This is a genomic window from Streptomyces sp. LX-29 (assembly GCF_029541745.1).
In the GTDB taxonomy this organism is placed as follows: domain Bacteria; phylum Actinomycetota; class Actinomycetes; order Streptomycetales; family Streptomycetaceae; genus Streptomyces.
This window is the reverse complement of the sequence record NZ_CP089746.1, coordinates 1,001,615-1,015,665: the sequence shown is the minus strand read 5'-3', so window position 1 is coordinate 1,015,665 and position 14,051 is coordinate 1,001,615. Positions and strand designations below refer to the sequence as shown.

General features: G+C 74.3%; 11 protein-coding genes and 2 pseudogenes. 5 read left to right on the top strand and 8 right to left on the bottom strand.

Annotated elements, in window-relative coordinates:
• Nucleotides 1-31: 31 nt before the first annotated feature.
• The 8 genes from LRS74_RS04400 to LRS74_RS04365 form a co-directional block, all read right to left on the bottom strand.
• Nucleotides 32-1,090 (bottom strand): hypothetical protein, encoded by a 1,059-nt coding sequence (locus tag LRS74_RS04400; protein WP_277739734.1) that lies wholly within the window; start codon nt 1,088-1,090, stop codon nt 32-34.
• Nucleotides 1,087-1,764, bottom strand: a complete 678-nt coding sequence (locus tag LRS74_RS04395) for a DUF6084 family protein (protein ID WP_277739733.1) — start codon at nt 1,762-1,764, stop codon at nt 1,087-1,089. The genes LRS74_RS04400 and LRS74_RS04395 overlap by 4 nt, the downstream gene beginning before the upstream one ends.
• Entirely contained in the window at nt 1,761-1,973 is a 213-nt protein-coding gene (locus LRS74_RS04390; RefSeq protein ID WP_277739732.1) for a hypothetical protein, read from the bottom strand. Before LRS74_RS04390 ends, LRS74_RS04395 begins: the two co-directional genes overlap by 4 nt.
• Complete coding sequence (locus LRS74_RS04385) at nt 1,958-2,677, bottom strand: DUF5947 family protein (protein WP_277739731.1); 720 nt, start codon at nt 2,675-2,677, stop codon at nt 1,958-1,960. The genes LRS74_RS04390 and LRS74_RS04385 overlap by 16 nt, the downstream gene beginning before the upstream one ends.
• The gene (locus LRS74_RS04380; RefSeq protein WP_277739730.1) at nt 2,674-3,237 is read right to left on the bottom strand and encodes a NifU family protein; all 564 of its coding nucleotides are present in this window, start codon (nt 3,235-3,237) and stop codon (nt 2,674-2,676) included. Before LRS74_RS04380 ends, LRS74_RS04385 begins: the two co-directional genes overlap by 4 nt.
• A gap of 11 nt (nt 3,238-3,248) precedes the next feature.
• Entirely contained in the window at nt 3,249-5,036 is a 1,788-nt protein-coding gene (locus tag LRS74_RS04375) for a nickel-dependent hydrogenase large subunit (RefSeq protein WP_277739729.1), read from the bottom strand.
• A gap of 165 nt (nt 5,037-5,201) precedes the next feature.
• Nucleotides 5,202-6,191, bottom strand: coding sequence for a hydrogenase expression protein HypE (locus LRS74_RS04370; RefSeq protein WP_277744594.1), 990 nt, complete (start codon nt 6,189-6,191; stop codon nt 5,202-5,204).
• A 205-nt stretch (nt 6,192-6,396) separates the two neighbouring features.
• The gene (locus LRS74_RS04365) at nt 6,397-8,127 is read right to left on the bottom strand and encodes an enoyl-CoA hydratase-related protein (RefSeq protein WP_277739728.1); all 1,731 of its coding nucleotides are present in this window, start codon (nt 8,125-8,127) and stop codon (nt 6,397-6,399) included.
• Between the two features lie 240 nt (nt 8,128-8,367).
• Between LRS74_RS04365 and LRS74_RS04360 the strand changes: the two genes are divergently transcribed.
• From LRS74_RS04360 to LRS74_RS04340, 5 genes and pseudogenes are all read left to right on the top strand, one after another.
• The gene (locus LRS74_RS04360; protein WP_277739727.1) at nt 8,368-9,783 is read left to right on the top strand and encodes an MFS transporter; all 1,416 of its coding nucleotides are present in this window, start codon (nt 8,368-8,370) and stop codon (nt 9,781-9,783) included.
• Between the two features lie 133 nt (nt 9,784-9,916).
• A pseudogene (gene hypA, locus LRS74_RS04355) lies at nt 9,917-10,252 on the top strand (hydrogenase maturation nickel metallochaperone HypA); the annotation flags it as partial.
• Between the two features lie 260 nt (nt 10,253-10,512).
• Nucleotides 10,513-11,208: a hydrogenase nickel incorporation protein HypB gene (gene hypB / locus LRS74_RS04350; protein WP_277744593.1), complete on the top strand. Its 696-nt coding sequence runs from the start codon at nt 10,513-10,515 to the stop codon at nt 11,206-11,208.
• Nucleotides 11,193-13,568 (top strand): carbamoyltransferase HypF, encoded by a 2,376-nt coding sequence (gene hypF, locus LRS74_RS04345; RefSeq protein WP_277739726.1) that lies wholly within the window; start codon nt 11,193-11,195, stop codon nt 13,566-13,568. The genes hypB and hypF overlap by 16 nt, the downstream gene beginning before the upstream one ends.
• Nucleotides 13,569-13,619: 51 nt before the next feature.
• Nucleotides 13,620-13,892: pseudogene (locus LRS74_RS04340) on the top strand (HypC/HybG/HupF family hydrogenase formation chaperone); the annotation flags it as partial.
• Nucleotides 13,893-14,051 lie beyond the last annotated feature (159 nt).

The window sequence follows — 14,051 nt, the reverse complement described above, 5'->3', positions numbered from 1 at the left end:
GCTCCCGCTTCGGTCACTGGTCCTCGCTGTGTCACGCGTCCTCCAGGGTCCGGAACTCGCGGATGGTGCCGTGCAGCGCGCCCAGTTCCTCGGGGGAGAGCCGGGCGCAGCGGTCGAGGATCTCCCGGGCCCTGGGATCGCAGGCGCGGGCCTCCTCCTGCTCCTCCTCGGTCAGGCTGAGCACATTGAGGATGAGGAGCTGGTCGATCTCCCCGCCGTCGAACAGGTCGCCGGGGCTCTCCGGGGCCACGGCGGGGAAGTCGCACAGCGTCACGGGGGAGGCGAGGACGGTGTGCGCGGCGGGGGCGCCGTCGGCCTCGCCCGGCGCCTCGCCCGTCGAGGCGTCGCCCGCCCGGTCCGGGCCCACCAGCACCGGCCAGACGCCCAGGTTCTCGCAGGACGCGGCGGCCACGCGCAGCCGGTCGGGCGGGTCGGCGAGGGAGCGGAACAGCGCGGTGTCGCCGTGCAGCACGGTGTGGGTGGAGACGAAGGCGTACGCCGCCGCCTTGTCGCGCGCCGCGCGGTCGGCGGGGTCGGGGGCGGGACAGGGGGTGTGGTTCTCGATCCGTACGGTCAGCCGGTGGCTGCCCTCGGCGACCGGCTCGGCGGACACCTCCACGAGCCCCGCCAGCCGGTGCCAGGTGCGCACCACCGCGCCGCCCGGCAGCGGTTCGGTGTCGCGGCCCTCGGGGACGTCGATGGCGGCGACGACCGGGGGGCCGGCCAGCCGCGCGCTGACGACGACCTCGCGTTCGGTGGCCTCCTGCCAGCTGACGTGGCGTTCTCCGGCCACCGTCAGCTCGTCCACCGGCTCGGGGCCGTCGGGCCCGTCGCGCACCACGGTGCGGTCCACGACGTGCAGGAAGCGGACCCGAGCGGTGATCGTCGCGCCGTCGGGGGCGTCGACCAGCACTTCGGTACGCGCCAGGCCGCGCTCGCCCAGCGCCTCGGCGTGGTCCCGTGGGAAGACGCCGCCGAAGATCCAGCGCTTGGTGTTCTTCAGCGCGGACCTGCGGTACGGCCACAGCAGATAGCCCTCGTACAGACAGGCCGTGGTGATCTTCTCGATGGCGTCGTCGACGGCGTTCATGGGGCTCCGGAGTGGTCGAGCAGATGGCGCACGGCGGCGTCGGGGCTGCCGAGCACATGGCGGGCGCGGTGGTCGTCGAGCCGGTCGAAGGTCTCCCGGGAGAGCCGCAGCCAGGTGCCGCCCGCGGAGTAGCGGTCCGTCAGCTCGTGCCACAGCGCGGCGGGCAGCGGGAAGGACGCGTCCTTGGACCAGGAGATCCGGGCCGTGCGCAGCAGCCCCTCGGGGGAGCGGAAGAAGACCGTGCCGCTGAAGAGGAAGTCCAGCGGCACCTCCCCGTCGCGGACGGCGCGCAGGTACTTGGTGACGGCCAGTTCGGTGTCGTAGCCGCACTCCACGGTCAGCTCGGTGGTGGTGCGGTCGGCGAAGGCGGGCACCTGGGTGGTGGTGCGGGTCCAGGCCAGCGGGTGCAGCGTGCCGCCCCACCGCTCGGGCACGCCGAACAGCTCGGTGAGCGCGCGCCGCGCCGCGGCGTCGTAGCGGCGGCGGGCCACGTCGATGCGGATCGCCGTGGTCAGCGTGATGGAGCTGACCGGCCCGCCGCCGACGCGGGCGATCTCCACGCCGAACCGCAGCGTGGGCAGGGCGGCGAAGCGCTCCGCCGCGACGCCGGTGACCGCGAAGGTCAGGTCGGGCGCCGCGGCGAGGGCCACGGCCGTCGGCAGGCTCGCCGTCACGCCGGCGAGAGGTTCGGCATGTCGGGCAGGATCGGGTCGTGCTGCCCGGCGTTGATGCCGGTGGACCGGCGGGCTGTGGAGCGGTCGTCGGGCCGGTGGCCGGGGTGGCGGCTGGTCGGCCAGTGTCCCGGCTCGTTGCCCTGCCGGACCCCGACGATGTGCGCCGCCTTGTCCGGTCGTACGTCGGCCTTGCCTACGGAGATACCCATGACGCCTCCTGGGGGGTGGGTCGTGGACCGGGGTCCGGTCCGGTGGCCGGTCCGGTGCTCGGTTCACCGGCCGGTTCGCCGGGGAGCTCGCCGGCCAGCTCGCTGAAGAAGGTGTCGACGTGCCGCCACACCTCGGGGCCCCCGCCCAGTCCCTTCCAGTGTGCGCGCACCACCGCCACCAGGCGGTAGCAGTCGTCCAGCGGCACCAGCCAGTGCTCCCGGGCGCCGCCGGCCCGGTGGACCAGCAGCGCCTCGACGTCGTCGGCCAGCCCCGGCAGCGCCGGGTGGGCGCGGGTGAGCTCCCGCCAACTGTCCGGGTGCACCGCGGCGCGCAGCGTGCCCAGGGGGCTGGGATAGCCGGCCGTGACCTCGCCGGTCGCCCCGCCGCGGACGAAGAACGCCAGGTCGACCGGGATGCCGAGACCGGCCCACAGCACCTCGTCGATCGCGCAGCCGTCCAGCCGCCGCCGCTCCCGCGGCAACAGTCGATAGCTGGCCCCGCCCGCCTCCCTGCGGTCGAACAGCAGGGCGCAGGCCCGGCAGGCGCACCGTACGGCCGCGGCGGACAGGTCCAGCAGATGGCGGTGGTCCGGCGGGAGCGGTTCCGCGCACAGGTCGCAGCGCTCCCGCCCGTCCCGCCCGGTGACGGGGTCGGGCGCGGCCCGCGCGGCGGCCTGCCGGGCGATCCGCCGCAGCCGGCTCACCCGGCCTCCCGACCCACGGGCGCACGGTCGCCGGTCCGGCCCGGGAAGAGCGCCTCCACCGGGATGAGGGCCTGCGGGGCCCGGGCGGCGGGGGCGGTCTCGACCTCCACCCGCTCGACCTCGGGGGCGCGGGCCGCGATCGCGTCCCGTACCGTCTGCTCCGGAGAGGCGGCCGGGCTGGAGCCGCACCCGCAGCCGCCGCCCCGCGTGTCCCGCAGCCGGATCCGGACCAGGTCGGCGGAGAGCTCCAGCACCTCGGGCTCGCCGGGCAGTCCGGCCAGCGCCTGCCGGACCCGGTCGGCGACCGGGTCCGGGTGCAGATCGTGGACGAGCAGCAGATGGCCGACGAGCTCGTCGGCCGCCAGCCGTCGCACCAGCTCGGCGTCGTCCGCCAGATGGCCCATGACCCTCGCCAGGCACTCGCCGTAGAGGGCGACCAGGCCCTCCACCGCCTCGCCGGCGCGCGCCGCCGAGACGCCGTCCGGCAGGGTCTCCAGGCCCGCCAACCGCTCCTCGGCGCGCGCCACCCGATCGCGCGCGTACGCGTCGTCCCACGGCATGCCGGCCCCGCTCAGGCCATCGCGCCGAAGGTCGGCGAGTGGGTCTGCTGGAGGGTTCGGCCACCGCCGAGGTACATGTGCACACCGCACGGCAGACACGGGTCGAAGCTGCGCACCGTGCGCATGATGTCGACGCCCTTGAAGTTCTCCCGGCTGTTCTCCTCGAAGATCGGGCAGCCCTGGACGGCGTCCTCGTACGGCCCCGGGGTGCCGTAGGAATCGCGGGGGCTGGCGTTCCACGGGGTCGGCGGGTAGGGGTGGTAGTTGGCGATCTTGCCGTCGCGGATGACCAGGTGGTGGGAGAGCACCCCGCGCACCGCCTCGTGGAAGCCCACGCCGATGGCCTCCTTGGGGACCGAGAACTCCTGGAAGACCTTGGTGCGCCCGGCCCGGACCTCGTTCAGCGCCTGCTCGACGAAGTGCAGCGCCATGCCGGCGGCGTAGGCGACGAAGTACATCCGGGCCCGGTTGCGCTCGATGGTGTTGGGGAAGGCCGGCGGCGTCCACTCCAGGGTGACCTCCGGGGAGGAGGGCGTCCTGGGCAGGTCGATCTGGACGCTGTGGCCGGTGGAGCGGACGTAGGGGGTGCGGACCTTGCCGGCCAGCGCCGTCGCCCACAGGCGGGCGATCGGCCCGCCGCCGGTGTCCAGCGCCAGATGGTCGCCGGTGCGCTTGTCGTACCACCGGGGGCTCATCACCCAGCTGTACTTGCCGCCGTTGAGGTCGCGCTTCTGCGGGGCGGGCAGGGTGGTCTGGTTCCAGGGGTGGCGCCGGTCCACCGGGTTGCCCAGCGGGTCCTTGTCGACGAAGACCTCCTCTTCCTCCCAGTCCTCGTAGTACGAGCTGCCGAGCAGGATCCGCATGCCGAGGTTGATGTCGACGAGGTCGGTGGTGACGAGCTCGTTGTCGACGACGATGCCGGGGGTGACGAACATGGAGTTGCCCCACTCGTTCATCGTCCGGTAGTCGTAGTCGACGACGTCCGGGTTCTGGAAGGCGCCCCAGCAGCCCAGCAGGGTGCGCCGGCGGCCCACCTCCTCGTAGCCGGGCAGCGCCTCGTAGAAGAAGTCGAAGACGTCGTCGTTCATGGCCACGGCGCGCTTGACGAAGTCCAGACAGCGCGTCAGCCGCACCAGGTAGTCGGTGAAGACCTGCGGGGTGGCGACGGTGCCGACGCCGCCGGGGTAGAGCGTGGAGGGGTGCACATGGCGGCCCTCCATCAGGCAGATCATCTCGCGGGTGAGCCGGCTCATCACCAGCGCTTCCTTGTACGTGGACCCTTCGAAGGGGTTGTAGGAGCGCATGATGTCGGCGATGGTCATCATCCCGTGGGTGGCGGCGCGCGGCGCGGCGGTGTGCTCGGCACGGTCCAGGACGCCCGGGTTGGTCTCCTTGACCATGCGTTCGCAGTAGTCGACGAAGACCATGTTGTCCTGGAAGATCGTGTGGTCGAACATGTACTCGGCGGCCTCGCCGAGGTTGATGATCCAGTCCGCCAGCGGCGGCGGCTTGATGCCGTAGGCCATGTTCTGCGCGTACACCGAGCAGGTGGCGTGGTTGTCGCCGCAGATGCCGCAGATGCGGCTGGTGATGAAGTGCGCGTCGCGCGGGTCCTTGCCCTTCATGAAGACGCTGTAGCCGCGGAAGATGGACGAGGTGGAGCGGCACTCGACGACTTCGCGGTTGGAGAAGTCGATCTTCGTATAGATGCCCAGGTTGCCGACGATCCTGGTGATCGGGTCGAACGCGACCTCGGTGAGGGTGCGCTGCTCGGGCGGGGCGGTCTGGAACGTCGTCACAGCGGCTCCTTGAGCTCCTGGTCGGAGGTCGTCGGCGGGCGTATCGGGGCTGGGTGGGGCGTGGGCCGCGGCTGCCCCGAGCGCGTCGGGCGTCGGCTCCCGGGGGCCGTGCCGCCCGTCCGGGGCCGGTGCGGCGGCCGGGGGCGGTGCGGGTCCGGGGGCCGGTCAGCGCTTGGGCCAGCGGGGGGCGAACCCGGAGGTCAACTCCTCGCGGTTGTGGCGCCACTTGGGTTCGCGGTTGGCGGCGCGGTTGGTGATGGCGCGCAGCGAACGCACCAGGGGGCCGTAGGTGGTGCCCAGGAGCCCCGAGGAGAGGGAGCCGCCGGGGGGTTCGTCCATGAAGGGCATGAACTTGTCGGGGAAGCCGGGCATGGTGCAGCCGATGCAGATGCCGCCCACGTTGGGGCAGCCGCCGACGCCGTCCATCCAGCCGCGCTTGGTGACGTTGCAGTTGACCACCGGGCCCCAGCAGCCGATCTTCACCTGGCACTTGGGCGAGTTGTAGTCCTTGGCGAAGTCGCCCTGCTCGTAGTACGCGGCGCGGTCGCAGCCCTCGTGCACGGTCTTGCCGAACAGCCACGTCGGCCGCAGCTGCTCGTCCAGCGGGATCGGCGGCGCCATCCCGGCCGCCTGGTACAGCAGCCAGGTCAGCGTCTCCATGAAGTTGTCGGGCTGGACGGGGCAGCCGGGGACGTTGACGATCGGCAGACCGCCGGCCGACCGGAAGTCCCAGCCCAGGTAGTCGGCGAGTCCCATGCAGCCGGTCGGGTTGCCGGCCATGGCGTGGATGCCGCCGTAGGTGGCGCAGGTGCCGATGGCGACCACGGCGTACGCCTTGGGCGCCAGCCGGTCGATCCAGGTGTTGACGGTGATCGGCTCCCCGGTCTCCGGGTCGTTGCCCATCGAGGTCCAGTAGCCGTCGCCGTTGATCCGCTCATTGGGGATCGAGCCCTCCACGACCAGCACGAAGGGTGCGCCCAGCTCGTCGGCGGCGGCCTGGTGGAAGGGGCGGGTGAAGTCGTCGGCGCTCTCGTAGGCCAGCACCTTGTTGTGCAGGTGCACCTTGGGCAGCCCGGGGATCGCCCCCAGGACCACGTCCTCCAGGCTGGGCAGTGAGGCGGCGGTCACCGAGACGGTGTCGCCGTCACAACTCATGCCCTCCGAGGTCCACAGGATGTGCACCTCTTCGACGGCGGTCTCAGTGGGGGCGCTGGGCGCCTGCGTGGCGGGGCTCACGGCGCCCTCCTTTCCGTACGGGCCGGCGCTGTGACGGACAGACCGCACGCCCGGTGGGGTCCGGGCGGGCGTGTCCGATGTCTCGGGGTATCTGCCAACGAAGGCTTACATGTCGGATAATCCGCTACAACTCAGACACACGGTGACGGGTGAACCGTGCCGTCAGATGCTCCGGGGTCCGCACCGGCCGTTCCCTGGTCACGAAGGCCCGTCGGAGCGCGTGGTACGGCGCCCCCGGGTCCTGGAAGGTGCGCCGCATCCTCCCCAGTTCCGCGTTCCGGTACTCCCGCAGCGGCCGCTCGCCCTCGTCGCGCTCCCGCGTGGCCTTCTTCTGGGCGATCCGCGCCCGCAGCCCGGCCGACCGCGCGACGTGTGCGGCCAGTCGGGTGACGTCCGCCGTGAACGACCCGGGACCGCTCTCCAGGACCCGGTCGACCAACCCCATCCGCTCCGCGGCCGCCGCGCTCATCGGCAACGCGTCCCGTGTCAGCCGCTCCGCCCGGGCCGCCCCCACCCGCCGCGGCAGCGTGTAGGTCCAGTACTCCGACCCGTACAGCCCCATGAGCCGGTAGTGCGGATTGAGCACCGCCCCGGACCGACACCACACCTCGTCCGCGGCCAGCGCCAGCATCGCCCCGCCCGCCGCCGCGTTGCCGCCCAGCGCGGCCACCACCAGCCGGTCCGTGGTGGTGAGCACCGCCTCCACCAGCGCGTCCATGGCCAGGATGTTGGCCCAGGACTCGGCGGCCGGGTCCGGTGCCGCCTCGATGACCCCCAGGTGGATGCCGTTGGAGAAGAAGTCACGCGCCCCGCCGAGCACCAGCACCTCGGTCGGTCGCGTGCGGGCGAAGGTGTAGCCGGCCAGCACTCGGCGGCACTGGTCGGTGCTCATCGCCCCACCGGGGAAGGAGAAGCGCAGAAAGCCGACCGCGCCCTCCTCCGCGTACCAGACGTCCGTCCAGGTCCGCCGGGTGTGCCGCCCGCTCGACGGCCACAGCCCGGCCGGCAGCTCGGGCACCGGCGGCAGCCGGTCGCCCAGCGCGTGCACGGCCGGCAGCCGGTATGTGCCCGGCCCGCCCGGCCGCCGCGCCGGGCGCAGCTCCGGGATCCACACCGCGCCGTCGACGGTCGCCCGGCAGATCGCCCCGTGCCGGGTGGCGAGCACCCACCCCGGCCGGCCGTGCAGCCGGTCCTCCGGGTGGCCGCCGTGCAGGTACCACTCGCCGCCGAGGAAGGCGTCCCGCACCCCGGGCCGCGAGTCGGCCGCGCGCAGCTTCCGCAGCACCGCCTCGGTCGGCTCCCGCTCCCAGTCGATCCGCCGCTCCTCCTGGCGCAGATACGGGCGGACGGCATGACCCCCGTCCGCGTCCGGCGGCTGCGGCGTGGGGCGGAATCCCCCGGCGGCGAAGCGCTCCACGGCGGTCGACACCGCCTCCAGCGCGGCGTCGGCCACCTCGCCCCGGTACAGGTCGCTCTTGCCGACGCCAGGCGGCACCGCGAACGACGCCGACGCCCACACCGGCCCCGCGTCCCACGCCGCCTCGGCCTGAAAGACCGTCACCCCCCACCGCTCCACGCCCTCCTGCAGGGCCCGGTCCAGAGACGACGGCCCCCGGTCTCCCGGCGGCCCCGGATGCACGACCAGGCACGGCCGCGCCGCGCAGACGTCCTCCGGGATCGCCGTGGTCAGCATCGGCGCCACCACCAGGTCCGGCACATGCCGGTGCAGCGCCTCCCGCACCGACTCCTCGCCCAGCGCCAACTCCACCGCCACCCGGTGGCCCCGGTCCGAGAGCTCCGCGAACACCCGCTGGGTCAGGCTGTTGAACGCGCTCGCCAGAAGCAGGATCACCATGCCGGCGATGCTGCCCCCGGCCGCCCGCCGGGCGCCGGACCCGGGCCGGGACGCGCCCGGTGCCGTCCCCGGTTTGGTCCGGGCGGGCGAAGCCGACCGTCCCGCGGCCGGGAAGCGGGCCGGAGGTGGTAAGCGCGAGAAGAAGGGAACCGGCCGTCGACACGCGCCGGCGCGCGGGCCCGGACCTCCCCGGGCCGGCGGCCGGCGGCGCGATCACGGCCCTGAGCGGAGGCGGCGCCGGTGGCGGGAGCGGACACCTCGGGCACATCGGCGAGCGCACGGCGACGGGTACTCGCCCCGCTCGCCCTCGCGCAGTTCATCTGCAGCTTCGCCGGCTCCAACATGAACGTGATGATCAACGACATCAGCACGGACCTCGGCACCACCGTGCACGGTGTCCAGGTCGCCATCACCATCTTCCTGCTGGTCATGGCGGCGCTGATGATCCCCGGCGGGAAGCTGACCGACCGATACGGCCGGAAGCGGTGCTTCCTGGTCGGCCTCGCCGTCTACGGAGTCGGCGCCCTGCTGAGCGCGGCCGCCCCCGGCCTGGGCACCCTCATCGTCGGCAACTCGATCCTGGAGGGCATCGGCACGGCCCTGCTCATCCCGCCCGTCTACATCCTCACCACGCTCCTCTTCACGGAGACGACCGCGCGCGTCCGCGCGTTCGGGGCCATCATGGCGATGGGCGGCGTCGGCGCCGCCGCCGGACCGCTGATCGGCGGCCTCATCACCTGGAGCCTCGGCTGGCGGGCGGCCTTCGTCTTCCAGGCCCTGATCATCGCGGTGATCCTCATGCTGAGTCGACACATCGAGGACCCGCTGCCGCCGGATCCGACGCGCCGCTTCGACACCGGCGGCGCCGTCCTCTCCGCCTCCGGACTCGTCTTCGTCGTCATGGGGATCCTGGCGGCCGACGACAACGGCTGGCTGATGCTCGGACTGTTGCTCCTCGGCGCCCTCGTCCTGGCCTGGTTCCTCGCCTGGGTGCGCGCCCGGGAGCGGGCCGGCGAGGAACCGCTGCTGTCGACGAACCTGTTCCACAGCCGCACCTCCAACCTCGGCCTCGTCACCCAGAACATCCAGTGGCTGCTGCTCATGGGGGTGTCGTTCACCGTCGCGGCCTACCTCCAGGTCGTGCGCGGCTACAACGCCATCGAGACCGGCGTCATCTTCACGGCGGCCACCGTGGGCCTGCTCGCGTCGTCGCTGGCCGCCGAGCCCCTGGCGAAGCGGCGGCAACAGCGCACGCTCATCATGGTGGGCTTCGCCGTCACCATCGCCGGCATCGGCGTGCTGCTCGGCATGGTGAGCGGCTCCCCCCACGCCTGGGCCTTCGCCCCCGGGCTCCTCCTCATCGGGCTGGGCCTCGGCGTGATGCTGACCCCGTCCGTCAACGTCGTCCAGTCCAGCTTCGGCGAGGAGCGGCAGGGTGAGATCTCCGGCCTCTCGCGCAGCGTCTCGAACCTCGGCTCCTCCCTCGGCACGGCGGTCGCCGGCACCATCCTCGTCGCCGGTCTCACCACCGGCGCCTACGCGGCCGCCATGATCACCCTGGCGGTCGTCGGCCTCGGCGGGCTCCTCGCCGCGGCGCTCCTCCCGCACCGCCCCGCCCCCGGCGGCGCCCGCACCGGGCACCACGGACCCGGGTGAGCACGCCGCGGGCGAGCGCCTCGGCCCGGGTTGGGCCGGCCGGGCGTGCCGCTTGGGCCGGGAGAGGGGAAACGGGGGCCCTCGGCGATCGTCCGGGGCGAGCGCCCGCCTCCGGTCCCTAGCGTGGTGGACCGTGCATGAACTGTCGATCGCGATGGCCGTCGTCGAGAGCGTCGAGGAGGCCGCCCGAGAACACGGCGCCGACTCGGTCGAGTCGGTGCGGCTGCGCGTCGGCGAGCTCGCCGGAGTGGTCCCCGACGCCCTGCGGTTCTCGTTCGAACTGGCCACCCAGGGCACCCTGCTGGACGGCGCCGAGCTGCTGATCGAGGAGGTCCCCGCGCGCGCCCGCTGCACCGGCTGCGAAGCGGAGTTCGCCGTCGGCTCCCCGCCGCGGCTGGCCTGCCCGCGGTGCGCACACTCCGCTACGGAGCTGCTCGCCGGCCGCGAGCTGGAACTGGCCGCCGTACGGCTCGCCGACCCGGACGCGCCGCCGACCGCGCCGGCCCCGCCCGAGCCGACCGTGGCCGTTCCCGCGAGCGCGACCGCGCCGGCGGCGACCGCGCGGACTGAGGCGGCGCGGACGGCGACCGCGCGGGCCGAGACCGGGCAGGCCGAGACGGCGCTTGCCGAGAGCGCGGGTACGGGGACCGCGCAGGCCGTGGCGCCACCCGCCCCGACGCCCCTGACCGCGCAGGCCCCCGTACCCGTCCGCCGAGGAGGAACCCCATGATGTGCCGCACCGTCGATCTGCGACAGGCCGTGCTGGCGAAGAACACCGGGCTGGCCGAGGCGTTGCGCGAGGAGCTGACCGGGCAGGGGGTGAGCGCCGTCAACCTGCTCTCCAGCCCCGGCAGCGGCAAGACCGAGCTGCTCACGCGGGTGCTGCGGCAGGCCGTCGAGGAGGGCGTCCCCGTCGCCGCCCTCACCGCCGACCTGGCCACCGAGAACGACGCCCGGCGGCTGGCCCGCTCCGGCGCACCGGTCAAGCAGGTGCTCACCGGCGGACTGTGTCACCTGGAGGCGGACCAGGTGCGCGGACAGCTGGACGGCTGGCTGCCGGAGGACACCCGCGTGGTGTTCGTGGAGAACGTGGGCAACCTGGTCTGCCCGGCCTCGTACGACCTCGGGGAGACGCTGCGCATCGTCCTGATGTCCGTCACCGAGGGCGAGGACAAGCCCGTGAAGTATCCGACCGCCTTCGGCTCGGCCCACCTGGTGGTGCTCACCAAGACCGACCTCGCCGAGGCCGTGGACTTCGACGAGGCGGCCTTCGCCGCCCACGTCGAGCAGGTCAACCCCGGCGTGGAGGTGCTGCGTTCCTCCGCCCGTACCGGGGAGGGCGTCGCCGAGCTGCTGCGTCGGGTGCTGGCCGTGTGCGACGGCGCCCGGCCGCACCAGCCGGTCCTCGCATGCGCGCCACACTGACCGGCGGACCCGAGCACGCGGCCGCGCTGCGCCGCCGGGTGACGGTCCGGGGCGTCGTCCAGGGCGTCGGCTTCCGCCCCTTCGTGCACCGGCTGGCCCATCGGCTCGGGCTGACCGGGTTCGTCAGCAACAGCTCCGGCGGGGTGCTCGCCGAGGTCGAGGGCGACCGGGCGGCGGTCGTGGCGTTCTGCCGCCGCGTCCGCGACGAGGCCCCGCCGGGGGCGGACGTCACCGAGGTGGCCTACCAGGACCTGGCCGTCACCGGAGCTGCCGGGTTCACCATCCGGGCCTCGCCGCGGGACGAGGCGTCCCCCGGCGAGGCGCCGTTGCTGCCGCCCGACAGCGCCACCTGCGCCGACTGCCTCCGCGAGCTGGCCGACCCGGGCGACCGCCGCCACCGGCACCCGTTCATCACCTGCACCTACTGCGGCCCCCGCTTCACCATCGCCCGCGCGCTGCCCTACGACCGCGCGGCCACGACCATGGCGGAGTTCCCGCTGTGTCCACGCTGTGCCGCCGAGTACGCCGACCCGGCGGACCGCCGCTTCCACGCCCAGCCGGTGGCGTGCCCCGACTGCGGGCCGAGGCTCACGCTCACCCCGGCCTCCGGAGCGGCCGTCCAGGGGGCGGAGGCGCTGGCGGAGGCCCGGCGGATGCTCGCGCGGGGCGCCGTGCTCGCCGTCAAGGGCATCGGCGGCTACCACCTCGCCTGTGACGCGGGCGACGCGCACGCGGTGGCGGCGCTGCGCGGCCGCAAGGCGCGCGGGCGGCGGCCGTTCGCCGTGATGTGCGCCGACCTGGCCACCGTCGAGACCCTCGCCCACCCCACCCCGGCCGAGCGCGCCGTCCTGAGCGGCCCCCGCCGCCCCATCGTGCTGCTGCGCCGCCGCTGCCCGGACCGGGCGCTCCCGGAGCTGGCCGCGGGCGTCTGCGACGGCAGCCCGGACGTGGGGGTGCTGCTCCCGTACACGCCGCTGCACCAGCTGCTGTTCGGGCTCCCGGGCGACCCGCACGGGCCTTTGATCCTCGTCATGACCAGCGGCAACCGTTCAGGCGAGCCCATCGTGACGGACGACCGGGAGGCCAGGACCCGGCTGGCGGGGATCGCCGACGCCTGGCTGTCGCACGACCGGGCCATCGAGGTGCCGTGTGACGACTCGGTGGTGCGGGTCCGGGCCGACGGCACCGAGGTGGTGCTGCGCCGCTCCCGCGGCTACGTGCCCATGCCGCTGACGGTTCCGGTGCCGCTGCACCCGACGCTGGCGGTGGGCGGCGACCTCAAGAACGCCCTGTGCCTGGGCGCGGGGCACGGCGCCTGGTTCTCCCCGCACCTGGGGGACATGGGCGATCTGGCCGGCGTGCGGGCTCTGGACCGCGCCGAGCGTCATCTGCGGGCGCTCACGGCCATCGACCCCAAGCTGCTCGCCGTCGACCGGCATCCCGGCTACCACTCGGCCCGCTGGGCTCGGCACACCGCCGCCGGCCGCCCGGTGCGACCGGTGCAGCACCACCACGCGCACATCGCCTCCGCGATGGCCGAGCACGGGCTCGACGGCGCGGCGCCCGTCATCGGCGTCGCCTTCGACGGCACCGGATACGGCGACGACGCCGCGATCTGGGGCGGCGAGGTGCTGCTGGCCGACTACGACGGCTGTCGGCGGCTGGCGCACCTGGCCTACGCCCCGCTGCCCGGCGGGGACGCCGGGGTCGCCAATCCGTGCCGGATGGCCCTCGCCCGGCTGCGCGCCGCCGGTCTCGCCTGGGATCCGGACCTCCCCTGCGTCGCCGCCTGCTCGGAGGCCGAGCTGCGGCTGCTGGACCGTCAGCTGGAGCGCGGGCTCGCCTGCGTGGCGACCTCCAGCATGGGGCGGCTGTTCGACGCCGTGTCCTCGCTGGCGGGCGTGTGCCATCGGGCCGGTTACGAGGCCCAGGCCGCCATCGAGTTGGAGGCGGCCGCCACCGCCGCCTGGGTCGACACCCGGCCCGACGAGCGGGGGCGCTACCGCTTCGCCCTGCGCGTCGGCTCCCCGCCGACGCTGCTGGACCCCGCCCCCGTGCTGCGCGCCGTCGTCGCCGACCTGCGCCGGGCCACCCCGCCCGCGGTGATCGCCGCCCGGTTCCACCACGCCGTGGCGGCGGCCGTGGCGGAGGTGTGCCGGCTGGTCCGCCGCGAGACCGGGGCCGGGACGGTCGCGTTGACCGGCGGTGTGTTCGGCAACGCGCTGCTGGACGAGGAGTGCGCCGCGCGGCTGCGCGCCTGCGGCTTCACGGTGCTGCGACACGGCCGGGTGCCGCCCGGCGACGGCGGACTGGCGCTGGGTCAGCTCGTGGTGGCCGGGCACACGGGGGACCGGCGGTAGCGGCGGGCGGTGGGGAGCGGTGATGAGCGACGAGACGAACGGAGAGGCGCCATGTGTCTGGCAGTGCCCGGCCGGGTGGTCGGCATCGAGGAACGCGACGGCTCGCGCATGGCGCAGGTCGACTTCGGCGGGGTGCGCAAACGCGTCTGCCTGGACTACGTGCCCGAGGCCCAGGTGGGCGAGTACGTCATCGTCCACGTCGGCTTCGCGCTCCAACGGCTCGACGAGGCGTCCGCCCGCGCCTCGCTGGAGTTGTTCGAGCAGCTCGGGCTGATGGACGAGGAGTTCGGCGACGCCTGGGGCCGCGCCGCGGCCGAGGCGGGCGCCGCCCGCCCCGACACGCCCGAGGCCCCCCTGGGCGCGCCGGGGCGCGGCGGCCCGGTGGTCGAAGGGGTCGGGGTCCGGCCGGTGGTCGACGCGGCCCGTGGCTCCCGCTCCGGCACGCTTGAGGTCCCCCTGGGCGCGGCGGGGCCCGGTGGTCCG